Source organism: Leptospira mtsangambouensis, assembly GCF_004770475.1.
GTDB classification, from domain to species: Bacteria; Spirochaetota; Leptospiria; order Leptospirales; family Leptospiraceae; genus Leptospira_A; species Leptospira_A mtsangambouensis.
Genome location: NZ_RQHK01000002.1, coordinates 953,612 through 976,583 on the forward strand (window position 1 = coordinate 953,612; position 22,972 = coordinate 976,583).

Consider the following 22,972-nt stretch of genomic DNA (forward strand, 5'->3'; position numbering starts at 1 on the left):
AAGCATATATGAAAATTGGTGTTTTAGGATCGGGTCAGTTGGGCCAAATGATGTGTTTAGAAGCACTCCCCCTTGGTTATGATTTTTACTGTTATTCACCAGATAAAGAATCACCTTGTATGCGTGTTGGAGCATTTTCAACTGTTGCATCCTATGATTCACTTTCTGATTTAAAAGAATTTCTTTCAAAAGTAAACGTTCTGAGTTTTGAATTTGAAAACATTCCCAAAGCCACCTTAGAATTTTTGGAATCGGAATCAAAACAAACCCCTATTTATCCACCACCGAAAGCTTTGCTCATTGCCCAAGACAGGTTTTTGGAAAAAACACATTTTAGAAAATTGGGATTTAGAACTGCTGAGTTTTTTCATCTAACAAAAGATAGTTCTAATCAAAAAGTTTCAATTGGGTTTCCTTGGATCATTAAAACCTTACGTTTTGGATACGATGGGAAAGGACAGGTGAAAATCCAAGATGAAAGCCATTACAAAAAGTTTTTAGAAACTGCATTTCAAAATGGAAACGAAGAATACTTAATTGAAGAAGTAATTAATTTTCAAAAAGAAATCAGCATCATCCTCACTCGGTTTCAAAACGGCGAAATTGTCTGTTATGGGGCTGTTGAAAACGAACACAAAGATCATATTTTGGATCTTTCAATTTATCCAGCAAGAATTCCCACTGGCCTAAATTTAGAAGCCATAGAAATGGCCTCAAAATTGGCGGAATCTATTGGTTATATTGGTACCATTGGCGTAGAATTTTTCCTCAAAGACAATCATTTGTATTTGAATGAATTTGCTCCTAGACCACATAACACTGGACATTTTACACAGGATTGCCAAAGTTTTTCTCAATTCCATTTGCATGTTTCTGCCATCACTGGGAATCATCCACCAACAGATGTTAGGCCAAAACCAACCTTAATGAAAAATATTTTGGGTAATCAATATGAGGAGAGCCTAAAAATTGCTCGTACTCTTTTAAAAGATGATAGATACCAATTACATCTTTATGGAAAAAAGGAAGCGAAAATCGGAAGGAAAATGGGTCATATGAACTTTAAAGGAAATTTAGAGGAAGTAAATCCCTTGTTCCACGATTTATAATTCGTTGGTTTTTTGTAAACTAAGTCCCCAGTCTCGAACATTTCCTGCACCCAAACAAAGTAGAATGTCTCCTTTGTTTAATTTACGTTTGATGGTAGTTAAATCGGGATCGATTTCTCCACTTAACAATTCAGTGTTTTCGGAATTTAGGAATGGTAAAAACGATTGGTGGGTGATTCCGGGAATTGGCGTTTCCCCAGCAGAATAAATTGGAAGTAAAAAAAGATTATCTGCACAAGCCAACGACTTAGCCAAATCTTCTAACAACAATTGAGTCCGAGTGTATCGATGTGGTTGGAAAATTACCACAAGTTTACCCTTGGATTTTAATTGGTTCTTTAGGGAACGAATGACCATTGCAATTTCTGTTGGATGGTGGCCATAATCATCCATAATTGTCACTTCGTTCCAAGTTCCCAAAGTTTCTTGTCTTCGTTTTACACCGATATAACGAGATAGGATGTTCACTGAAATTTCTGGAAGAACCCCTGTTACATAAGCACCAGTTAACGCGACAAGCCCATTTGTCAAATAATGAACACCTGGATATGGAAGTTGCAAAAAATACTTCTTAGGCTCGGGAAACTGAAATTCTAAAACACCATCTTTGATTTCATAAACAATCGAAATCAATTGATTACCGAGTTTTGTTTGCAGTTTGTGAAACCATTCTCCCTCGATTTCCTTTTTCTCCAGACAAAGATACAGATGGAAATTAGGGTGAAAGGAAATTTCCAATGTTTTATGAATCAGTACTTCCCGAATCCCTGGATCACTTGCAAATAAAACAAGGTCCCCTTCCACACCAAAGGCCATATATTCAAAAAATGCATCTTCCAACCGATCTCTTGTTTTGTAATAATCCAAGTGATCGTTATCAATATTTGTTAATAAACGAATAGAAGCTTTGTGTTTCAAAAAACTTCCATCAGATTCATCTGATTCGTAAACAGCAAAGCTTCCTTTCCCTATTTTTCCGCCTCTTTTTTCAAGAAGGCTTGTATCTCCACCAATCATGATGGTAGGATCCATTCCCTGTTCTGAAAGAATTTGGGAAACCATCGTTGTAGTTGAAGTTTTGCCGTGGCTACCTGCAACTGAAATTGATCTCTGGTTTGAAACAAGCAGGTGCATAAATTCAGATCTATGTTTTAGAGAAATTTGTTTTTCTCTAATTTCATCAAACACTTGTTTGTGTTTGTCATTGATCGCTGAACTATAAACTACCATTTCTATTCCATCTAGGGGAATTTTAGAAATCTCATTTTGTATCAAAGCCCCTCGTTGTTCTAAGTAAGCCGTGGTATCCGTTTTTTTTTGATCATATCCCAATACAGGAAGGTTTAAATCGAGTGCCATATGAGCAAGACTCGACATCCCACTCCCACCAATTCCTAAAAATAAAATCGGACCTTTCATTTCTTTAGATACGTCAGTTATGTTCAGTAAAAAAATAGGAAACCGTTTGGTAGGCTGCATTGACATTGGACAATGCCAAAGATACATGTCCCATCTCGCGAAGGATTTCAGAATGGTCTTTCCAACCAAGTAGAATCTGTACAAGCCTTGTTGGGTCATCCGAAGTGGAATGAATGCTCACACCAGCACCTTGCGATTCTATATAATTAGCATTTTCCTTTTGGTGGTTGTCTGCAGCGTAGGGATAAGGAATGAGGATCATTGGCAATCCAAACACCAAACATTCAGCGAGTACACCAGCTCCAGATCTTGCCACAACGATGTTTGCCCATTCATAGTTTGGTTTCATATCATTGGCATAAGAAATAATTTCTGCATCGCCGACTGATTTTGATTTTGTTTCCTCATACAGAGAAGTCCCTGTGAGAAGTCTGAATTTATATTTTGATGAAATTTCTGGATTCTCCATTGTTTTCAGAATCATTTGGTTGAGTTGCCTAGCACCTTGTGATCCACCAAGCACCAAAACATTTACTGTATTCTTTTTGCCTTCATGAAGATTTTCATTTTGTCTTATATTGAGGTGTTCTGGGATCACTCTTTTTCGTACAGGATTACCGATGGTTTTTCCCTTAATGACGTAACCTTCCGCTAGCGGAAAACTAAATGCAATTTTATTTGAAAACTTGGCAAAGATCCGTGTGATTTTTCCCGGAACACAATTTTGTTCACAAAGGTATAAATGTTTACGAAATAAAATTGCATATAGGATTGCAGGTAGACTCGAATACCCACCCATCCCAATCACAGCTTTTACCTTTAATCGATTGAATAGAATAGCAGTTTTTAAAAAGGGAAATAAGAACAAAAAAGGATAAATGATTGTCTTTATACCACCTAACTGTGGTACATTATGCCAGAGGACTTCACAAGGAGGGTTGAGTAAATCTGGGTTGTCTTTATTTCGAACAAGAGAATGCAAATACACCGCTTCAAACCCAAAGGAAGAAAGTTTTTCAGCCAATACTTCTGCGAGCGCTACACCAGGAGAAATATGACCACCGGTTCCACCGGCTGCAATTAGAACAGATCCACTCATAAGACCAGGTTCTCTTTACTTGTGATGTTGGCAAGAATTCCGAATAGAATGAATATTGTGATCAGAGACGATCCCCCATAACTAAGAAACGGAAGGGAGATCCCTGTGACGGGTACAATTCCGGTAACAACAAATAAATTTAAAATTGTTTGGAACCCAAAGAGAATCAGAATTCCTGAACCTAAAAAAAAGCCAAGTTTGTCTTTTGTCCGAAGGAGTAAAAAATAGATCCGAACCAAAAGAAAGATAACGAGAAAAAGAAAAAACAAAAATCCTAAAAATCCAAAATCTTCCACAAAGGAAGCCATCACAAAATCGGTATGACTATAGGCCAAATATCTATGGGCATAACCTGATCCAACGGGCCTTCCCAAACTTCCTCCGTCAAAAAAGGCACGAAAGCTAGTGACAAGTTGGTGCCCTTCATCAAATCGAAATTTATAAGGATCAAGCCAAATTTCTAATCGTTTTTTACGATACCCAACTTGTGTCACAAGAACTACTAGTAGCGGTAGAACAGAGGCACCCAAAATAAAAAGTCGTTTCATGGGGAAACCAGCAAGCAGGACGAAAAAAAATAAAACTAGTAGAAGTTCGACAGTGGTTCCAAATGCAGGTTCAATGACAATGAGAACCAATGTTACAAAAATAAGAAATACCGAAGTAATTTTCTTCCGGTCCCATTTTACCTTTTTAAAATCAAAGTTATAAAAAAAATAAGATGAAAATAACAGAATGCTGATTTTTGAAAATTCGGATGGTTGGATTTGAACTCCACCTATTTGGATCCAACGGTTAAAACTTCTTCCATAACTTGTCCCAACAGATTTTCCTAGTCCAGGAATGAATACGGAAATCAGAAGTAATAAACTTAAAACAGAAAACAAAAAAGACCACCTAACAAGAAACTGATAGGGAATTTGACTAAAAACCAAAAATGAAAAAATCCCAAGCGCACCCCATAACAACTGCTTGTTTAGGTAATAATTGGGATCTGAAAATTCACGTTCTGCGGGAATCACGGAGGCACTGTACATAATGACAATACCCATTCCAAACAAAAGAAAAATCCCATACAATACCGGACCATCAAACCTCGAAGTCCCAAAACGAAAGAGGTTTTGTATGTTCCGAAAAATTTGCATTATTGGATTTTCAGTGTAGATAAGGTAATGATCGCAAGAATGATTCCAATGATCCAAAATCGAATCACAACCTTTTCTTCCGACCAACCTGACAATTCAAAATGATGGTGCAAAGGTGCCATTTTAAAAATACGTTTCCCAGTCAGTTTAAAGGAACCTACTTGTAAAATCACACTCACTGCCTCAGCCACAAATATACCTCCGAGGATGACAAGAAGGATTTCTTTTTTGAGCATAATGGCAACAAGTCCAAGTGTGGACCCAAGAAATAGAGATCCAGTATCACCCATAAACACTTGGGCAGGATGGCAATTAAACCATAAAAATCCAAGTAAAGCCCCAGAAAGACCTGCTAGAAATACTGAGTATTCGTGAGAACCTGGAAGGTACGGAATGTGAAGGTAATTAGCAGCAGACGGAGTTCCTGATACATAGGAAATAAGTGCAAATGTTGCTGTGGCAATAACAACAGTGCCGGATGCTAATCCATCCAATCCATCCGTTAAATTGACTGCATGAGAACTTCCAATGAGAACGATGATGGCAAAGGGAACTGCTAAAATTCCTAAATTCCAAACCGGGCCTTTGACAAAAGGCAAAAATAAATCAGTGATTGTAAATATAGTTCCTTTGGTTGCAACTGTATTTGATTTTCCCGTAAAATAGAAGTAGAGAGTTGTGATGGATACAGCAAAGAAGATGGTAACTAAAAATTTGGTCCGAGCACGCATTCCCCCTTTTATTTTTTTAACCGACTTCATATAATCATCAGTAAATCCAAGGCCTGCAAAGAGAATGGCAGATACAAGAAGTAACAAAACATTTAGATTGGAAAGATTTCCCCATAACAGAGTTGAAATGGTCAGGGATAAAATCATTATAAGACCACCCATTGTAGGTGTTCCTGATTTGGCAGCATGGGATTGCGGACCGTCGTTACGAACCGATTCTCGAAACTTCAAAGAGAGAAGAAACGAAATCAATGACTTTCCAAAAAGAAAAGTAATAAACATAGAAGTAAGACCCGCCATCATCGCACGGAGTGTTACATAACTAAAAACTCTAAGAAAACCATAATCGTTTCCAAACGATTCATAAATCCACTGGAACATTCTATTTCCCCTATCGACCTAATTCTAAGTTTTGAAAAGCATTCTCTATTTCTTCAAAATCAATAAATTTTGATTTTTCTTTTCCGATGATTTGATACGTTTCATGACCTTTTCCGGCTACGACCAAAATTCCATCCCGTTCCAGTAAACTCACGGCTCGTTTGATCGCCAATCTCCGATCGACAATTTTTTCATATCTCTGGAATCCACGGGAGAACCCAGATTCAATTTCATCTAAAATAGCTTCTGGCGATTCCGTCCTTGGATTGTCAGAAGTGAGAATGACAAGATCAGCCAGGTTCTCAGCGATCTTTGCCATTTGCGGACGTTTCGTGCGGTCTCTGTCCCCTCCACATCCAAATAAACAAATGATTTGTTTGGGAGCAATTTCCACGCAGCTTTTTAAAATATTTTCTAAAGCATCTGGTGTGTGGGCATAATCCACAACGGCAATTCTTGACCTATCTGGAAATGGAACTACATGGAACCGTCCAGGAACCGTTGGAATTTTTTCCAAACAGGAAATCACTTCTTCCCAAGGAAAACCTAACTCGTAAGCCACTGCTAATGCAAATGATGTATTGAATACATTAAAATTCCCAAGTAGGTTTGTTCGAATTTTACGAACTTCGATAAAAGGAAGGTTTTTTGCTTTTTTATGAAAGCGATATTCACTTCCAAGTAGAGAAAGTTTTGTATTCGAATAGTTAAATTCCCCAGATTTTCCGAGTAAATAAATTGGGGATTTGAATTTTGCTTCCGCAATTCGTTTTACCATCTTTTCCCCAAAGGAAACATCTGAAGCAACGAGACCAAATTTATTTTTTACAGAAGATTGTTCCAAAAGTTGAAAGATTTTAAATTTACTTTCAAAATAATCTTCCATAGAAGTATGAAAATCCAAATGGTCTTGTGTTAAATTTGTAAATCCAGCGCAAGTAATTTCAAGACCTGCTACACGCCCCAGTTTTAATCCATGGCTACTCATTTCCATAAAAACATATTCAATACCTTCATCTAACATCTGTTTAAGAAGTAGATTTAATGAAGAAGCATCTGGAGTTGTGTATCCCGATTCTAAAACTCGGTCCATTATTTGAATTTGAACAGTTCCAATCAGGGCAGCATTTTTCCCAACTTTCCTTGCTAGGTGAAAAAGGATGAATGTTAACGAAGTTTTTCCATTGGTTCCCGTGATGGCCACAAGTTTCATTTTTTTTGCTGGGTTACCTGCAAGTAAACATGCAGTTTTCCCATGGGCTTCGCCCACAGCTTCTTCTGTTTCAAGGACCACTGGAAAAGATTCTAAAGTTTTTAATTTAATATCACGTTTAGAAATAATAACAACTTCAGATCCTCTATCGAGTGCCATATTTAAAAAGGTCTCTTGTTTTTCTGTGTTTTCTTCCGGCAAAACAAAGATATCCCTGGCCTCTAATTTTCGACTATCAGCCCAAATATATGCTACTTCTGTTGAGCTTTCTCCTTTGATTAGTTTCAATTCAGGGATTCGTTTGATAATTTCTGATACTTTCATTATTTTTGAGTGATTACCTCATCAGGAATTGGCGGAAGTTCGATGGTCACCGTACGATTTCCTAAACTGATGGGAAGAAACTGGTAAGTCCTTCTGTAAAGAGTTTCGATTCGTTCTGCGGATGTATAAGAAACAATTCCTATTTTTAATTCATCGTTTTTGCGTTTTAATTCTTCTTTGGTGGAAGTACGTTCGTGGATCTGTCTAGTGAGTCTTGCCTTTTCCAATCCTTGCCAAACACTCGAATAAAAAAATAAAAGAAAAGGAATTAAGAGAACAAAAGGTTTGAGGGGAGAAATAAAATCGAAAAAGAATTTCGGAATGTTCTTTAATTTTCCAGTCATCGTTCCCATCTCTTATTTAATATCGGACTTATCCTTTGAAGACCTCTTAATTTTGCCGATCTGGATGCCCGATTTTCTTTGATTTCCGTATCAGTGGGTAAGATTGGTTTTTTGGTAAGGATTTCAAAATGTTCAGATGCCTTTAGGTCACGGAAGGTCCATTTGACAATTCTGTCTTCTAACGAGTGGAATGAAATACATGCTAGTATACCACCCACTTTTAAACACTCGGCAAGGTTACGAATCCCTTTTTCTGCATGTAACAGTTCTTCGTTGACTTCGATCCGCAAAGCCTGAAATATTTTGGTTGCTGGATGTGATTCTTTAGGCCAGAACTTTCTTGGGATGGATGCCTCCACAAGTTTTACTAGGTCGGTATTGGTTTGGAATTTTTTTTTGTGTCTCGACTGTACAATGTTATTTGCTATTTTTAATGCCCAACGTTCTTCCCCATATTCCCAAAACACTTTTTTTAGATGTAAAACGGTGCTATAATTGACGATATCGGCGGCAGTTTTCCTGCCCACTTGCGGTTCGAGCCTCATGTCCAAAGGTTCTTCATTTTTAAAAGTAAATCCCCGTCCTGAATGTAAGAAATGGAAAAGAGAGACCCCTAAATCAACTAAGGCTCCGTCGAGTCCGGGGCAACCTAAAGATTCCAACAAATCTTTATCCACTTCAGAAAAATTCATTTGAAAAGAATGAACACGGTCAAGAGAACCAATCACAGATTGGATTTCTTTTTTTGCCCTTTCCAACATGACGGCATCTCGATCAATGAGGATGAGTTTTGCATTTGGGAAGGTTTGTAGAATGAGTTTGGAATGACCACCTTCACCAGCAGTCCCATCTAAGAACCACTGGGGTTCGGTGACTTCCGATTTTTGTAGCAAATCAATGACTTCTCTTGGAAGTACGGGAATATGAGGCGATTCTGACACTGTTACTTTCTTACTGTATACCTGTCAAAATCCTTGCAATCCTTTAATCCTTTGGGGAGATTGAAAGTACAAATGAGTTCCTATGAAGAACATTCTCTTAGAAAAAACCTGTTCAGCATAGGGAAATTGGGTTATGCCAAAGGGGACAGACCCAATGTGGATTGTATCCTCTGTGGGGTCCGAGACAAAAACGAAATTGTTCCCAACCTGACCATTGCCGAAACAGAACTTTCCATTGTTTCAGTGAATCTTTTTCCTTACAATCCCGGTCATATCATTATCTTTCCCAAACGTCATATCATCCACTACTTAGAACTTACGGAAGAAGAAGCTTTGGACATCCATAGGTTGACCCAAAAAACGATGCGAATTTTGGAAAAACAATGGAAGGTGCAAGGGTTTAATATTGGTTATAATTTAGGAAAAAATAGTGGCGGGTCCATACCTCACATCCACGAACACATTGTGCCCAGATTTCCCAATGAGGCAGGTTTTTTAGATGTACTTTCCAATACTCGGATTGTCATCTATGAACCCTACCAAATGTGGGAAGATCTCAAAAAGATTTGGGCCAATGAACCAGAGAATGTTTAGTCTTTCTTCTGATAGATGGTATGTCCTAAAAATTTAAAACTATCGGAAATTCCAAACATAGTTTCCGAGTGACCAAGAATCAAATATCCTTTTGGTTTCAAACTAGCTTCAAAATTTTGGAACAAAGTTTTTTGTGTTTGTTTGTCAAAGTAAATGACCACATTCCGACAAAAGATTAAATCCAATTTCTCAGTGATCGGAAATGGAAAATGCAAAAGATTAATCTGTTTAAAATCAATCAAAGCCTTTAGGTGAGGTTTTGCTTCATAATAAACATGATCTTTTTCAATGGTTTTATTGAAGTGTTTGGCTTTCACTGCTTCTGAAACAGGTTCGAGACGTTCATCCCGATACACTCCTTTTTTTGCAGTGGCGATCACTTGGGTATCAATATCTGATGCGTAAATTTTACAATTCCAACCCGGTTTTGTATGGAAGTAGTCATACACAGTGATGGCGATGGAATAAGGTTCTTCTCCAGTGGAAGACGCAGAACACCAAATCCGAAGCGATTTGGGACCACCAGTGGCGACTGCTTGTTCTAACGCAGGAAAGTATTGGTTCTTTAAAAATTCAAAATGATGGTTTTCGCGAAAAAAATCAGTTTTGTTAGTGGTAATGCGGTTGATAAGCTCCTGCATTTCTTCCGTAGCAAACTTAGGATCTAATTTTAGTTTTGCTACATAGTTTTCAAAACTAGTAATCCCTAAGGTACGGAGCCTTGCATTGAGTCTGGACTGGACCATGATTTTTTTATGCGGTGCTAAAAAAATCCCAGCTTGTTTGTACACTAAATTTTTAATGAATTCAAATTCGGCGTCACCGATTGTGTTTAAAGATGTTCGAAAGTCCAATTTGCCCTCGTAAGTGATTCGACACGTTTTTCTCGATCTGACAAGTTGTTTTTTAGAAGGGAAATTAGATAATGAAAATTGGCATTGTAAAACACCTGAATGCCCGCCCCCTAACCCTATATTTTGAGAGAACTTCCGGATATTTACCAGTGTATGAGAACCCGAGTGTTCTCATCGAACTTCTGAAACAAGGAGAATTGGACTGTGCCCTCGTTTCTTCCATCGAATGTGAAAGAAATCACGAAACCTTGGATTATACAAAAGTTGTGGGAGTTTGCGCAAGAGATGTTGTTCGTTCTGTTCTTTTCTTCCGGCACGAAAAAGATGCCGGGATGCCCCAAGTTGTTTATACAGACAAGGGGTCTAGATCGAGTGTGGCCCTATTGCAATGTTTACTCTATCGTGAGTTTGGAAAAATTGTGGAAGTAGTTCCCACCCCAGCTTCCGAGATTTCGCAAATGATGTTAGATGGGATTGGGTCTCATCTTTTGTTTGGTGACCATGCCTTATTACAAACTCCGGTTCCAGGATACCAAGTTGTAGATCTTGCGGAATGGTGGAACAGGTCAACCGGTCTTTATTTCTGTTTTGCTTTTTGGGCCTTCCCCAAAGGGAAGGTTTGGGATGACAGACTTTTTTTAACCGCTTTGGAATATGGGCTAAAAGAATTGGACTCAATCATAAAAGAAGAAAAAAGATTACCGATTGCAGTGACAGATCGTTATCTCAAACAAGAATTACACTATATACCAGAACAGAAAAATTTAGATGGTTTCGATTTGTTTATCAAAACGGCAAAAGAATTAAATCTCGTTTAGAAAAAACGGATTTTATACTCCCAGGTTTTGGAGTCTGGATTTTCCAAAGTTTCTTGCAATGGAATTTGGTAAGTTAAATTTCCAAGTCCAATAAAACCACGGTTCGAGCTACATTCTGAATCTTTGGGAAATAAAACCTTAAACTGGATGCGTCCTTCCTTGAGTAACCGAGAAGTCTCCGAAATGATTTTTTTCTCTCCAGCACTGCTATCTAGAATTGCGTTATCTGTTAGGTTAGGAAAATCTCTTTTGACAGTGAGAGATCTTGGCTTTGATTTAATAGAAAAAGTTCCAATCAATACCCCTTCCAAATGCAAAGGATCTTCAAAGTCGAGTTTGTAGGAAACCTTTCCTTTTCGTTTGAAATACATATCAGTGGTTTCAGATTTTTCCAATTCCCGAAAGGTAAAATCTCTCACCTGTAGATTGTTATTCGATTTCTTTTTAACAGAATTAATGATTTCTTCTTTGGAAGTGGGTAAAAATTTAATCAGGGAATCGTTGGAATCCCTTTTTAAGGGAACTGTATAAGCAATTTCGACTGTTCCAGAGCTGAGTTTTCGAAAGAGGATAGTCTCTTCGTATTCAAAACAACCGACAAAAAATAAAATGAAAACTAAAGGAAAACGAAACACACCCTAGGCTTCCCATATAGAATGCCTAGGGTCAAGGACTATTTGGAAACGGGGTAAGCTTCGTTTCCGTGTTCTAAAATATCCAAACCTAATAATTCTTCTTCTTCCGAAACTCGGAGTCCAATGGTCTTTTTGATTATATAAAACATAAGGAAGCTGGTTGGGAAAGCCCAAAGAAAGGCAGTCGCCACTCCGATTGCTTGAGCTGCAAATTGAGCAAATCCAGCCCCAGAAAATAATCCTGTTTCCACACTAAACAAACCGACTGCCAAAGTCCCCCAAGCCCCACAAACCCCATGAACCGAAACAGCTCCCACTGGGTCATCAATTTTGATTTTATCTAAGAACAGAACGGAAACAATCACAAGAACTCCAGCCACCGCTCCAATACAAATGGCACCAGTAATACTCACCACGTCACAAGGAGCGGTGATGGCGACAAGACCTGCCAGTCCTCCATTTAAAGTTAATCCAATTTCTGGTTTTTTGAAAAGAATCCAAGTGAGAACCATAGCAGCAATGGCACCAGCACAAGCAGCCATATGTGTAACAACAGCGATCCTTGCAAAACTTCCTCCCTCTATGGAAGTGGTTGAACCAGGGTTAAACCCAAACCAACCAAACCAAAGGATGAACACACCAAGGGCAGCCATGGACATATTATGACCCAAAATAGGATACACACGCCCATCGGTTTGAAATTTTCCCATCCGAGGTCCCACTACAATCGCACCAGCAAGTCCTGCCCATGCCCCTACACTATGAACAACAGTGGATCCAGCAAAGTCATGAAATCCCACTCCTTCTCCACCACCAAGCCCAAGAGATTCTAAAAATCCTGTAGAAATTCCGAGTAAGCTCCCCCAAGCAAAGGAGCCAAAAATTGGATAAATAAAAGCAGTGATGATGATCGAAAAAACCAGATAAGCTGAAAACTTTGTCCTTTCTGCCATCGCTCCCGAAACAATGGTTGCGGCTGTGGCAGCAAAAACAATTTGGAAGATAAAAAAAGTATACTTAGAGGGATCCATACTTCCATCCTCAGCATTGATGAGACTTTCTGCAAAGGAAGGAACACCCACTCCAAATCCTGTTAACACTTGGGGACCAAACATAATGGAAAAACCAATCACCCAATAAGCAATGGCTCCCACTGTTAAGTCAGAGAAGTTTTTCATCAGAATGTTCACAGCATTTTTGGCTCTTGTGAATCCTGCTTCCACATAAGCAAAACCAGCTTGCATAAAAAATACAAGAAAGGCTGCTATACAAGTCCAAACCCAATTTGCCTCTTGTTTTGTTGTTTCTAAGGCAAGTTTTGTTTCTGCAAGAGAAGACTTGATACTTGCCATTTCTTTTGCCAATGATTCTAAACTTTCTTGGTTATTTGTTACTTCTTCTGCTCCAATGGTTGAGCCAAAAAGAAGAACCGTTAAAAATAAAAATACGCTAACTTGTTTCATAAAACTTTCCTTAACCGACTTTTTGCGAGTGTGATTCTAACCTCAAAAGAGAAGTTTTTAATTCCAAACTTTGAGGTGTGTTCTTTACGCCTTGTTGCAATACTTTGATTGCTTTTGGTTTCGCATTTTCTTTCAAATAACATTGTGCAAGTAGAATACTTGCTTTGGCAAAACTATGGTCACTAGAGAGTGCCATCTTTAACGCTCGTTTTGCTTCCGAAATCATCCCCGCTTTGTAATACGCTCTTCCCATCATAAAATGGGAGGCAGCTGTATTATCACCCGAAGTTCTCAAATATTCTTCTAAATACCGTATTGCCTCTTTATATTTCCCATCTCGGTAATACATTTTTCCTAAAAACACCAATATCTCTTTTAAAGAAGAATCAATGCTAAAGGCCTTCAAAGCTTGCGCATATGCTTCTTCCATTTTCATTTTTGAATTGGATTGTTTCGCCAATTGGATGTAATGCGAAGCTTCTGGAATGGAATCCCCGCAATAAAGGAAAAGAAAACTTAAGTCGTCTCCATTGGGAACGTCACCTTGATAGGCTCTAAACCTCTCCACAAAGGCTGCGGACAGTTTTTTTAAATCAACCTTTCCTCTTCCTTCCATCACAAGTTTTTCTCGTTCATCATGTAACCAGGATTGGATTCTTTCGACACCAACCTCATCTTTTAAATGATTTCTTTGTTCACTAAATCCATCAGAGATCAGAAGTAAAAAATCTCCTGGCTCCAAACGGCCTTGTTTTTCTTCGTAATCAATTTTTCTTACAGGAAGAATCCCGAGTGGAACCCCTTTGGTATCATACTGAATGAAAGTGTCATCAGCTGCTTTGTAATGCAACATTCGTTGGTGGCCTGCGTTGACATAACCGAATGTATAATCACTAAAGATCCGAACCATAAAGGCAGTAAAATAGGTAGATTCTGGTAATTGTTCTCTTAGTTTTTCACCAAGTTCTTCCATAATTTCGGTGAGTCCAAGTCCTGCCATCACGGATCTGCGGAATTGGTGGTGGATGGCCATGGTAACTAGTGCCGCTGGAATTCCATGTCCCGACACATCAATGTTAATTGCTGTTAAAGAATGACCTTGTCTAACGATATCAACTAAATCACCACTGACTTCTGCCATTGGTTCATAGTGGCTTGCAAAATAAATTCCATTCCAAGCACTTAAGTCCTGAGGGAGGATTTGGCTTTGGACATTTCGTCCCATTTTTAAATCCCATTCCAACTGATTCAAGATGGCAGCTTCTCTTGCTCTTGCAGTGACAAGACCTTCAATGAGTCTGACCCCGTAAAGAGCTAGTGCCAGTTGAGAAGTTAATGCTTCTAAAATTTCTAAATCATCGGTGATATAAAAATTTTCGCGTTCACTTTCCACTGCAAGAGTTCCAAGAATTTCTTCTTTTTGCATGATGGGAACACACATCACTGATTTTGTGGTTTCACCTTCATCAAAGAAGTGAGCCGAACGAGTGAGATCATTCACAAGAACAGGTTCTTTGGTTTCAAAAACTGCTCCCGAATAACCTTCTCCCATCACTAAATTTCTACGGGGAGGTTCGGTCTCTTTGACAAACTTGACAGGGACAAGATACTCTCCATCCCAGAGCCGGAGTGTCGTATTGTCCGACTCAAAAATTTCCTGACAGATCAGGATGACTTTCGAAAAGAGTTGGTCTTCTCTATCTAAATTAGCAAATTCTTTGGATATGTAGAGAAGGATCGCAATTTTATCTTTATCTGTTAATCCTCCCACGACCTTGTTTTGTCCGCGGAAGTTGACGAGCATTCGTTTGGAAACTTTGAAATCAACCATATAGGATACCTTTCTGATTTAGATGCAAGTATCGTACCGACAGTGCAACTCGCCTAAAGAAGTCAGAATATCCTATATTTCTCTACAATATGTATCTAATGAGAACAAAAGGGAGAAGAAGTGTTTATGGAAACCAGCCAATTTGTGTAAGATTTAAGCAAATGGTGTTCTTCATTGGAACTGAATTTGGATTTGTGCAGAGGCTCGGGTCTCAGCCCCGTCTCTTTCTGGAACACCAAGGCCTGATCTTTGCACAGAAATCGAGTACAAATACCCAGGGCCCAGTTCTCCAGGAAAAATAGAACCAGCAATTCCAAGAGAGGCAGTATAAAACCCTCTTAGGCTCGCATCTGCACGAAACTCTCTACCAAGTCCGGATAAAATTTGGAATGATTCAATTTTCCCAATCGCTAAACCAATGTTACCTGCATACATCGTATGAACTGGATATTGAAGAGAATTTTTCCCACCATTGAGTGAAGTATAAGATTTTTCAAAGAAGGTTCGGTTCCCCTCTACTTGGATATCAATCCATTCATTTAGTCGATAACCAAAACCCACTAACAACCGTTCAGGCAGTCGTTCTTTTAGTTTTTCAGTTTCTAAGTATTTGTCAAATCGATAGGTTCCTGGTGATTCTAAAATGTACCCCAATCGAAAGTTACCATATTGAAATGCACTTGATACCGATACATTCCAAGAATAGGAACTATATCCACCCATACGTCCCGAAACACCCGGACCCAAATGAAGGGCGAATGATAAATACTCGTTCCATCTCCAGGTAACAAAACCTTGAAAGGCATAATTCGAATACCTTTCATCCGCTGGAAAAGACCTTAAAAAAATTGGTTTTCCCCGAAACCCAAATCCTATCGATTCCGAATATGAAAAATAAGTAGCACCAGAAAGATATAAAGGAGATGTTTTTGGGTTCGCATAACTTAAGTTTACTCCTCCATCCACAATATGTTTGTTTTGAAATGAAAGAAAGGCAGAATTTCCGTAAACGGTTCCCATTGAATTTGGGCTAACCACCCCGGATGAAGATAATCCCAACAAGTAGGCAGATGGATAAGCTGATTCATAACCAGAAACTTGTGCGGAAATTGTTCCCAAAAAACTAGTGGAGAAATAAAGAGCAATGACAGGGAAATACCATTTTCTTTTGAAAATCATTTACTGCCATTACTCCAAAGATTTATTGGAAAGAAAAGGGATTTCTTATGACAAAACCACTCTACAAACAATTTCGGTCCCCACAAGGTTGGTATTCCTTTCTATTCCCTGCCACTTGGGAACATATGGTAGTGGAAGAAATTCCTGCTTTTTTCCATCCTGATGGCGGAGGTGCTTTGCAAGTTTATGCCTTCGAATCAAAATTAGAAGATTTCAACGTAGACAAAGAATTAGAAAACTATTTAAAAATTCACGAAATCGATTATGATGCGGAAAACGTGGCAGTTTTTGAAAACAATGAAGGTTCCTCTATTCGGGCCTGCGAATTTTTAAAGGAAGATCGAGTATGGATGGTGTATATGGTTGCAAACCAGTCTAGAATGCTTCTTGTCACTTACAACTCTGATGAAGAAGTGGGTGATGAACTTTTCCAACAGTTAACCAACATTATCAGTTCGGTACGATTTTTGAATTAATTTCTTTCCCTTTTTTACTTTACAGAAATAAAATTTATCTTAGTCTCTATTCCACTCGTTAGTGTCGGAATTAGGAGACCATATGAAAAAAATAGGGTACGGAATTGGAGCAGTCATTGCAACAATTCTCCTCATCGTAATCATCGCGTTAGTTTTTGCTGGAAGTTTGATCACTCCCAGTTTTTTAGTCAAACAGATCGAATCATCCATCAATGTACGAGCCCATGTCGAATCAGTCAACATCAGTCTATTCAATGTCCTCTCTGGAATTGAAATTGAAGGGATCATCCTTGCCCCAAGAGATGAAGTAGCCAACAAAGGCATCCCTCTGGACGAAAGAAAATCAAAGCCAAAAGGTCTTATCCAATTGGGAAAAGCAGATGTTAAAATATCTTTTTTAGCACTTCTCACAAAAACCTTAAAGGTAAATAAAATCCTACTCAAACAACCAGAAATCTCTCTTACGATGAATGAAGACGGTGGAAATAATTTAACATCTCTTTTTAAAACACCTAAAATTGTAGATGGTGAAAAGAATCCAGCGCTTTCTCCCGAAGCTTTAGCGGAGAAGAAAAAAGAAGCTGAGGAAGAAGCAAAGGAAAAGGCAAGTGCCCCACCTTCTGGACCTTTTTCCATCAAAGACATTCCGATTGCCATTAAGATGGGACTTGTGGGGATTCAAGAAGGAAACATCCAAGTTTATATGAGAAAAACTGGCCAACAAATTTTGGTTCAAAAATTAGATTTAGAATTAAAAGATATTGATATTGATGGAAGTGATTTAGATTCGCATAACAATGTAAATGTGAATTTTGATGCGGATGTCACAATCATCGGTAGAAACAAAAAAGAAGCTGCCAAGTTTATATTGGAAACAGAAGGGAAGGTAACTCCTTTTGTGGTCAAAACAGGGCTAGTGAATCCTAAAGTAAATTATGAAGTTACCATGAAAGAAGACTCTTTTGTTTCTGGATTTGCTGCTTTCGATGCGATTGCAGGGGAACTTCCTGCCTTGAACCAAGCCGGTTTAAAACTAGACAAACTCAAAGAAAAAGCGGAACTAAAAAAAGACGTATCCTTTCATGTTGAATATAGCAATGGAAAGGTAACCTTTCTCGACGAACCCACTTTTCCAACCAAAAACTATGACTTACAAATCACCAAAGGATCTTACATCGTCACTACAACAAATTACCATGAAATGAGAATGGGTATGCTCTATGATGAAGATGAATCCAAAAAATCTCTAGCATCAGTGGATGAAAAAATCAAACAAGTTACCAAAGGCCAAGGTGATCCGAAAGCCCTCCGCAATAAAATTGTTGGCAATCTCGTCAAAGACGAAAGGCTTTTTATTCCTTTTCGAACCTATGGAGACATTCGCAATCCAAATGTAGAACTTGGTGTGGGTCTAGGTACCATCACCGATCTTATCGGAGGCGCTGTCAAAGAAGTCATCAAAGGAAAAGCTGGTGATGCGTTGAAAAAAATTCCGGGTGCGGGAAATGCTCTGAAAGGATTGGGATTTTAAATCGAAAAAGCATCCCTTTACTTTCCTCTATGCATAAAAAAAGGGACTAAATTTTTAGTCCCTTTTTTGTTTGGTTTTAGAAATCAGTTAGAGTTTTGAATTCTATCTATCTCCCACCACCAGATCTTTTTCTCATACTTGCATCCAAAACTTTTTTACGTAGACGCAAACTTTGAGGAGTTACTTCCAGAAGTTCATCATCATCTAAAAATTCAATGGATTGTTCCAAGGTGAGTTTCTTCGGTGGAACAAGACGAATTGCTTCATCTGATCCAGAAGCACGAACGTTGGTTAACTTCTTCTCACGAACTGGGTTTACTTCCAGGTCAGAATCCCTGCTGTTCATCCCAAGAATCATCCCCGGATACACGGCTACTTGTGGTTCAATGAAAAGGTCCCCACGTTCTTGCACTTTCCATAATGCATATGCAGTGGATTCCCCAGAGTCCATAGAAATAAGAGCTCCGTTTTTACGACCAGGAATTTCACCTTTGTATTTATCAAATCGTAGGAAACGGCTAGACATTACCCCTTCCCCTCGAGTTTCAGAAATAAAATGACCTCTAAATCCAATGAGTCCCCTTGTTGGAATGGTGTATTCCACGCGAGTGATTCCGGAAGTATGAGCATCCATTCCTGTTAACTCACCTTTACGGCGGTTTAGTTCTTGGATACAAGCTCCCGAGTATTGGTCAGGTAAGTCCATTACGAGTGTTTCGTAAGGTTCAATCTTTTCCCCAAGTTCGTTTTGTTTGATGATTACTTCTGGACGAGATACTTGGAGTTCGTATCCTTCCCTTCTCATGTTTTCAATGAGGATGGATAAGTGGAGTTCTCCACGTCCTAAAATTTTAAAACGATCTTTGTCTTCCGTTTCTTCCAAACGAAGTGCCACGTTGGTTTCAAGTTCCCGGTCAAGGCGTTCTCTTAAGTTTCTTGTGGTAACAAACTTTCCTTCTTTTCCAGCAAACGGAGAGTTATTGACCATAAAGAACATGGAAACGGTTGGTTCTTCTACTTGGATGGCAGGGAGTGGGAGTGGATTCCCAAGATCGCAAACTGTATCTCCAATGAATACATCTGGAATCCCGGCCATAGCGACGATATCTCCAGAACCCGCTTCATCGATTTCGTAACGAGTGAGTCCTTCATAGCCATAAAGCTTGGTAATTTTGTAGTTAGCAGTGGTTCCATTTGTTTTTGCTAAAGTGACATCTGCACCTTTTTTCATGGTTCCTTGGTAGATTTTACCAATGGCAATACGACCTACATATTCATTATAATCAAGAGCTGTGACTTGGAATTGGAGGGCTTTGTCACTTTCGTTTTTTACGGCAGCAACATGTTCCAAAACTTTATCAAGAAGAGGTTCGATGTTGACACCAGGAACTTCCGAAAGTTGGTTTACTGCCCAACCTTGTTTTGCCGAAGCATAGATGATTGGAAAGTCTAACTGTTCTTCGGTGGCACCAAGATCACTAAACAAATCGAAAACTTTGTCAACTGAATATCCTGGTCTTGCACCTTCGCGATCCACTTTGTTCACAACCACAATCGGTCTGTGCCCAAGTTGGAGAGACTTTCCAAGTACAAAACGAGTTTGTGGCATTGGACCGTCAAATGCATCGACAAGTAATAATGTACAGTCTGTCATGGACAGAACTCGTTCCACTTCCCCTCCAAAGTCAGCGTGACCTGGAGTGTCTACGATATTAATGCGAGTGCCTTTGTATTTTACCGAAGTGTTCTTGGCAAGGATGGTAATCCCTTTTTCCTGTTCCAAAGTGTTGGAATCCATGAGTCTTTCTCGGTCTTCTTTTGCGGTTACGGCGCCCGTATGGCGAAGGATACAATCTGTTAGTGTCGTCTTACCGTGGTCGACGTGTGCGATGATGGCGATGTTGCGAATTTCCATTGTTTTTACCAGAAATTCTAATCCAGTTAGGCTGTAAATGGGGATTTCAGTTTGACAAGAGGTGCCCATCAGAAATCCTGGTAAGAACTACATTCGAGAAAGAGATTAGGATAGTTATATGTTCGCCATCATTGAACTTGGAGCCAAACAATTTAAAGTGTCTCCTGACCAGGTATTCGTCGCAGAAAAAACAGGAAACTCGGTTGGAAGCACAGTAGAAACGAAAGTCCTACTCCTTTCCGATAATAACAAAGTGAACATTGGTTCACCAGCACTATCTGGTGCCAAAGTAACTTTGAAAGTATTAGAAGACTGCAAGGGTGATAAAATCCACGGTTTCAAATACAAAAAAAGAAAAAACTACAAGAAGTCTTGGGGTCATAGACAACAACTCCAAAAACTCCAAGTAGTTTCAATCAACGGATAATTGATTTATAGTAAGATTTTTAAAGATTTAGGAGGGCAAATCGCAGGAATCCAACTGGAAGGACATTCTCCCAAGGACTTAGGTTCGAAAGGCGAAAATCTTTTGTGTGCAGGAGTTTCCACTCTGGTTCAGAGTGCTCACTCCTATTTGGCATCACAAAGCAGTTTGGAATCGGAAGAAAAACGAGACGGATACTTAAGTTTTTTAGTCAAAAAGAACCAAAGAGATGGCTACCAAAGCCTACTTTCCATGGTTGAGTTTGGATTAAAATCTTTAGAAAACTCTCATTCCCAAGCGATTTCCATCCAAGACGAAATAATAAAGGGGTAAACAATGGCTACAAAGAAAGGTGGAGGATCCACAAAGAACGGTCGTGATTCGGTATCGAAAAGACTTGGTGTAAAAGTTTACGGTGGGCAATTTGCCATCGCTGGTAACATCATTGTGCGCCAACGAGGAACTGAATACAAACCGGGAAAAAACGTAGGGATTGGTCGTGACCATACTCTTTACGCACTCGTTGATGGAGTTGTGACTTTCGAACACGTAACTAGAGAAAGACAACAAATCTCCGTTTACCCGAAAGTGTAATCCTCTCATACATTTGAGAGGCAAAACCCGTTTTAGGATCTCCCTTGAACGGGTTTTTTTTTGACCAAAGGAAATTATGAGCGGATTTATCGACGAAGTACCCATTCAAATTCGAGCCGGACACGGAGGGGCAGGTTCTGTCCATTTCCATAAAGAGAAATTTGTAGAATTTGGCGGTCCGGATGGGGGTGACGGAGGCAAAGGGGGCGATGTCATTTTTGTTGCCGAAGGTCGGATGATGACTTTGGAAAACTACCTCCCCGATCGAATGTATGCCGCACAAGACGGCGAACCTGGTCTTGGGCAAAACCGGAACGGAAAAAACGGCGAAGATTTAATTCTAAAAGTGCCAGTCGGAACCCAAATCATTGATTCTGTTACCATGGAACTTATTTACGACTTCAACCATGATGGGGAGACTTTTACCATTGCTACGGGCGGACGTGGCGGAAAAGGAAATACCTTTTTCAAAACTTCTGTCCAACAAGCTCCTCGTTATAGCCAACCCGGAGAAGATGGTGGGCAACTTTCGTTAATCTTAGAATTAAAATTACTCGCAGACATTGGAATTGTTGGACTTCCTAATGCTGGCAAGTCGACCCTACTCGCAAAAATCACCCACGCTCATCCTAAAATTGCTGGATATGCTTTCACTACTCTTTCACCTAACCTTGGTGTGGTGCATAGACACGAAGATTTGTTTCGATACACAGTGGCAGATATTCCTGGAATCATTGAAGGGGCTTCTCGGGGTGTAGGCCTTGGGATTAGTTTTCTCAAACACATTGAACGAGTCCAAGGGATTCTTTTTCTTTTTGACGGTGGGAATTTACAACTCGAAGAAGAATTGGAAATGTTACGAAGCGAACTTGGGAACTATAATCAGGTTCTACTTTCTAAGAAATTCTTAATTGTAATCAATAAAATGGATATTTGGGATGGGGATCCCGAATTCACAGCGGAGATCCAAAAGAACTACTCCCATTTAGGGGAAATCATTTGTATTTCTGCAGATAAAGAGTCGAACCTAGACTACCTACTAGAACGAATTGATAAAGTATTTTTCCCTGAAAAATCGAAGTTAGTTTATGAAAACACGTAAGGAATTTTTAAGTTCAATTCAAAAAGCGAAACTCATTGTCATCAAAATTGGGAGCGCTCGTGTTTCCGGTGAAGAAACAAAAATCAATGACTTTTTATATGATTTAGTCGGTGACATACGAACTCTTCGGGACCAAGGAAAGGAAGTGATTCTCGTTTCCTCTGGTGCTATTGCCCAAGGCAAAAAACTTCTTAACGAAAAAAGTGGAAACGTTCCGAACGGAAAAACCACACTGGCCGAAAAACAAGCATTAGCTGCTATGGGCCAAAACAGACTCCTGAATCTTTATGAAAGTTTTTTTAGCCGTGTGAATATCCCTATGGCACAAATTCTTTTTGGAAGAAAGGATTTGAATGAAGATAAAAGTTTTACCAATCTCAAACAAACCTTCCGCCAACTTCTAGATTGGGGAATTCTACCCATCGTGAATGAAAACGATTCCGTTTCCACAGAAGAAATCAATTTAGGAGATAACGATATCCTTTCAGCCATTGTTGCCTCCATTGTCGGAGCGGATCTTCTCCTCATTCTAACAGGTGTCGATGGATTTTTGAAAGAGGATTTCAAAATTGATTTATTCACTGAAATTACAAAAGATACTGAAAGTCTGGCAACAGGACCTTCGGGCCCTGGAACTGGTGGAATGTTTACCAAAATTAATGCCGCTAAACTTTTGTTACCTTACGGAATCAAAACTGGGATTGTGAATGGCGAGAAAAAACATGCGATTTCCCAATTCTTTGAAACAGAAAATTTTGGAACCTTGATTGCCAACACTGCCTTCCCACACCGAATTCCTAATGCTTCTGAAATCCAAACCCATTTCTTTTCTTTAACTTCGGAGTAAAAT

At 39.1% G+C, this 22,972-nt stretch carries 23 protein-coding genes; 10 read left to right on the plus strand and 13 right to left on the minus strand.

The features are described from left to right. The first annotated feature begins 8 nt into the window (after positions 1-8). The gene (locus EHR01_RS04340; RefSeq protein WP_135693408.1) at positions 9-1,109 is read left to right on the plus strand and encodes a 5-(carboxyamino)imidazole ribonucleotide synthase; all 1,101 of its coding nucleotides are present in this window, start codon (positions 9-11) and stop codon (positions 1,107-1,109) included. On the opposite strand, the gene murC is transcribed toward EHR01_RS04340, so the two are convergent. From murC to rsmH, 7 genes are read right to left on the minus strand one after another with little or no spacing between them, the layout of a single operon-like run. Then, entirely contained in the window at positions 1,104-2,528 is a 1,425-nt protein-coding gene (murC, locus tag EHR01_RS04345) for a UDP-N-acetylmuramate--L-alanine ligase (RefSeq protein WP_135693900.1), read from the minus strand. The two genes, EHR01_RS04340 and murC, sit on opposite strands and share 6 nt — an antisense overlap. Positions 2,529-2,541: 13 nt before the next feature. Continuing rightward, positions 2,542-3,627, minus strand: a complete 1,086-nt coding sequence (locus tag EHR01_RS04350) for a UDP-N-acetylglucosamine--N-acetylmuramyl-(pentapeptide) pyrophosphoryl-undecaprenol N-acetylglucosamine transferase (protein WP_135693410.1) — start codon at positions 3,625-3,627, stop codon at positions 2,542-2,544. After that, entirely contained in the window at positions 3,624-4,772 is a 1,149-nt protein-coding gene (locus EHR01_RS04355; protein WP_135693412.1) for an FtsW/RodA/SpoVE family cell cycle protein, read from the minus strand. The genes EHR01_RS04350 and EHR01_RS04355 overlap by 4 nt, the downstream gene beginning before the upstream one ends. Next, the gene (mraY, locus tag EHR01_RS04360; protein WP_004788842.1) at positions 4,772-5,884 is read right to left on the minus strand and encodes a phospho-N-acetylmuramoyl-pentapeptide-transferase; all 1,113 of its coding nucleotides are present in this window, start codon (positions 5,882-5,884) and stop codon (positions 4,772-4,774) included. Before mraY ends, EHR01_RS04355 begins: the two co-directional genes overlap by 1 nt. Before the next feature lie 10 nt (positions 5,885-5,894). Continuing rightward, a complete protein-coding gene (locus EHR01_RS04365; RefSeq protein ID WP_135693414.1) occupies positions 5,895-7,421 on the minus strand; it encodes a UDP-N-acetylmuramoyl-L-alanyl-D-glutamate--2,6-diaminopimelate ligase in 1,527 nt (508 codons plus the stop codon). Next, positions 7,421-7,774 carry a hypothetical protein gene (locus tag EHR01_RS04370; protein WP_135693416.1) on the minus strand — a complete coding sequence of 118 codons (354 nt, stop codon included), beginning with the start codon at positions 7,772-7,774 and terminating at the stop codon, positions 7,421-7,423. The genes EHR01_RS04365 and EHR01_RS04370 overlap by 1 nt, the downstream gene beginning before the upstream one ends. Next, complete coding sequence (gene rsmH / locus EHR01_RS04375; protein ID WP_135693418.1) at positions 7,762-8,706, minus strand: 16S rRNA (cytosine(1402)-N(4))-methyltransferase RsmH; 945 nt, start codon at positions 8,704-8,706, stop codon at positions 7,762-7,764. Before rsmH ends, EHR01_RS04370 begins: the two co-directional genes overlap by 13 nt. A gap of 72 nt (positions 8,707-8,778) precedes the next feature. Here rsmH and EHR01_RS04380 point away from each other — a divergent pair, with 72 nt between their 5' ends. Beyond that, positions 8,779-9,300, plus strand: a complete 522-nt coding sequence (locus EHR01_RS04380; RefSeq protein WP_135693420.1) for an HIT family protein — start codon at positions 8,779-8,781, stop codon at positions 9,298-9,300. Here the strand turns inward: EHR01_RS04380 and EHR01_RS04385 are convergent. Then, positions 9,297-10,154, minus strand: a complete 858-nt coding sequence (locus tag EHR01_RS04385) for a CheR family methyltransferase (RefSeq protein WP_135693421.1) — start codon at positions 10,152-10,154, stop codon at positions 9,297-9,299. The genes EHR01_RS04380 and EHR01_RS04385 overlap by 4 nt on opposite strands. Positions 10,155-10,225: 71 nt before the next feature. On the opposite strand from EHR01_RS04385, the gene EHR01_RS04390 reads away from it, so the two are divergent. Beyond that, positions 10,226-10,972: a menaquinone biosynthetic enzyme MqnA/MqnD family protein gene (locus EHR01_RS04390; protein WP_135693423.1), complete on the plus strand. Its 747-nt coding sequence runs from the start codon at positions 10,226-10,228 to the stop codon at positions 10,970-10,972. On the opposite strand, the gene EHR01_RS04395 is transcribed toward EHR01_RS04390, so the two are convergent. The 4 genes from EHR01_RS04395 to EHR01_RS04410 all read right to left on the minus strand — a co-directional run bounded on the left by EHR01_RS04395 (position 10,969) and on the right by EHR01_RS04410 (position 16,080). Further along, a complete protein-coding gene (locus tag EHR01_RS04395; protein ID WP_135693425.1) occupies positions 10,969-11,607 on the minus strand; it encodes an LIC11874 family lipoprotein in 639 nt (212 codons plus the stop codon). The two genes, EHR01_RS04390 and EHR01_RS04395, sit on opposite strands and share 4 nt — an antisense overlap. A 38-nt stretch (positions 11,608-11,645) precedes the next feature. Further along, positions 11,646-13,070: an ammonium transporter gene (locus tag EHR01_RS04400; RefSeq protein WP_135693427.1), complete on the minus strand. Its 1,425-nt coding sequence runs from the start codon at positions 13,068-13,070 to the stop codon at positions 11,646-11,648. A 10-nt stretch (positions 13,071-13,080) separates the two neighbouring features. Continuing rightward, positions 13,081-14,901 (minus strand): GAF domain-containing SpoIIE family protein phosphatase, encoded by a 1,821-nt coding sequence (locus EHR01_RS04405; protein ID WP_100718308.1) that lies wholly within the window; start codon positions 14,899-14,901, stop codon positions 13,081-13,083. A gap of 171 nt (positions 14,902-15,072) precedes the next feature. Then, positions 15,073-16,080 carry a hypothetical protein gene (locus EHR01_RS04410; protein WP_135693429.1) on the minus strand — a complete coding sequence of 336 codons (1,008 nt, stop codon included), beginning with the start codon at positions 16,078-16,080 and terminating at the stop codon, positions 15,073-15,075. Between the two features lie 47 nt (positions 16,081-16,127). Between EHR01_RS04410 and EHR01_RS04415 the strand changes: the two genes are divergently transcribed. Together EHR01_RS04415 and EHR01_RS04420 are read left to right on the plus strand one after the other, a co-directional pair. After that, positions 16,128-16,556, plus strand: coding sequence for a hypothetical protein (locus EHR01_RS04415; RefSeq protein ID WP_135693431.1), 429 nt, complete (start codon positions 16,128-16,130; stop codon positions 16,554-16,556). An 82-nt stretch (positions 16,557-16,638) separates the two neighbouring features. Continuing rightward, positions 16,639-18,087 carry an AsmA family protein gene (locus EHR01_RS04420; RefSeq protein WP_135693433.1) on the plus strand — a complete coding sequence of 483 codons (1,449 nt, stop codon included), beginning with the start codon at positions 16,639-16,641 and terminating at the stop codon, positions 18,085-18,087. Between the two features lie 106 nt (positions 18,088-18,193). Here EHR01_RS04420 and typA read toward each other — a convergent pair whose 3' ends face one another. After that, on the minus strand, positions 18,194-20,002 hold the full coding sequence (gene typA, locus EHR01_RS04425; protein WP_135693901.1) for a translational GTPase TypA: 1,809 nt from the start codon (positions 20,000-20,002) through the stop codon (positions 18,194-18,196). A 118-nt stretch (positions 20,003-20,120) separates the two neighbouring features. Here typA and rplU point away from each other — a divergent pair, with 118 nt between their 5' ends. From rplU to proB, 5 genes are all read left to right on the plus strand, one after another. Further along, a complete protein-coding gene (gene rplU / locus EHR01_RS04430; protein ID WP_135632254.1) occupies positions 20,121-20,429 on the plus strand; it encodes a 50S ribosomal protein L21 in 309 nt (102 codons plus the stop codon). Continuing rightward, complete coding sequence (locus tag EHR01_RS04435; RefSeq protein WP_135693435.1) at positions 20,430-20,759, plus strand: ribosomal-processing cysteine protease Prp; 330 nt, start codon at positions 20,430-20,432, stop codon at positions 20,757-20,759. It abuts the gene before it with no gap. Positions 20,760-20,762: 3 nt separating this feature from the next. Beyond that, positions 20,763-21,020, plus strand: coding sequence for a 50S ribosomal protein L27 (gene rpmA, locus EHR01_RS04440; protein ID WP_100742967.1), 258 nt, complete (start codon positions 20,763-20,765; stop codon positions 21,018-21,020). A gap of 76 nt (positions 21,021-21,096) precedes the next feature. Continuing rightward, complete coding sequence (gene obgE / locus EHR01_RS04445; protein ID WP_135693437.1) at positions 21,097-22,122, plus strand: GTPase ObgE; 1,026 nt, start codon at positions 21,097-21,099, stop codon at positions 22,120-22,122. Beyond that, on the plus strand, positions 22,109-22,969 hold the full coding sequence (gene proB / locus EHR01_RS04450) for a glutamate 5-kinase (RefSeq protein WP_135693439.1): 861 nt from the start codon (positions 22,109-22,111) through the stop codon (positions 22,967-22,969). Before obgE ends, proB begins: the two co-directional genes overlap by 14 nt. The last annotated feature ends 3 nt before the right edge of the window (positions 22,970-22,972 follow it).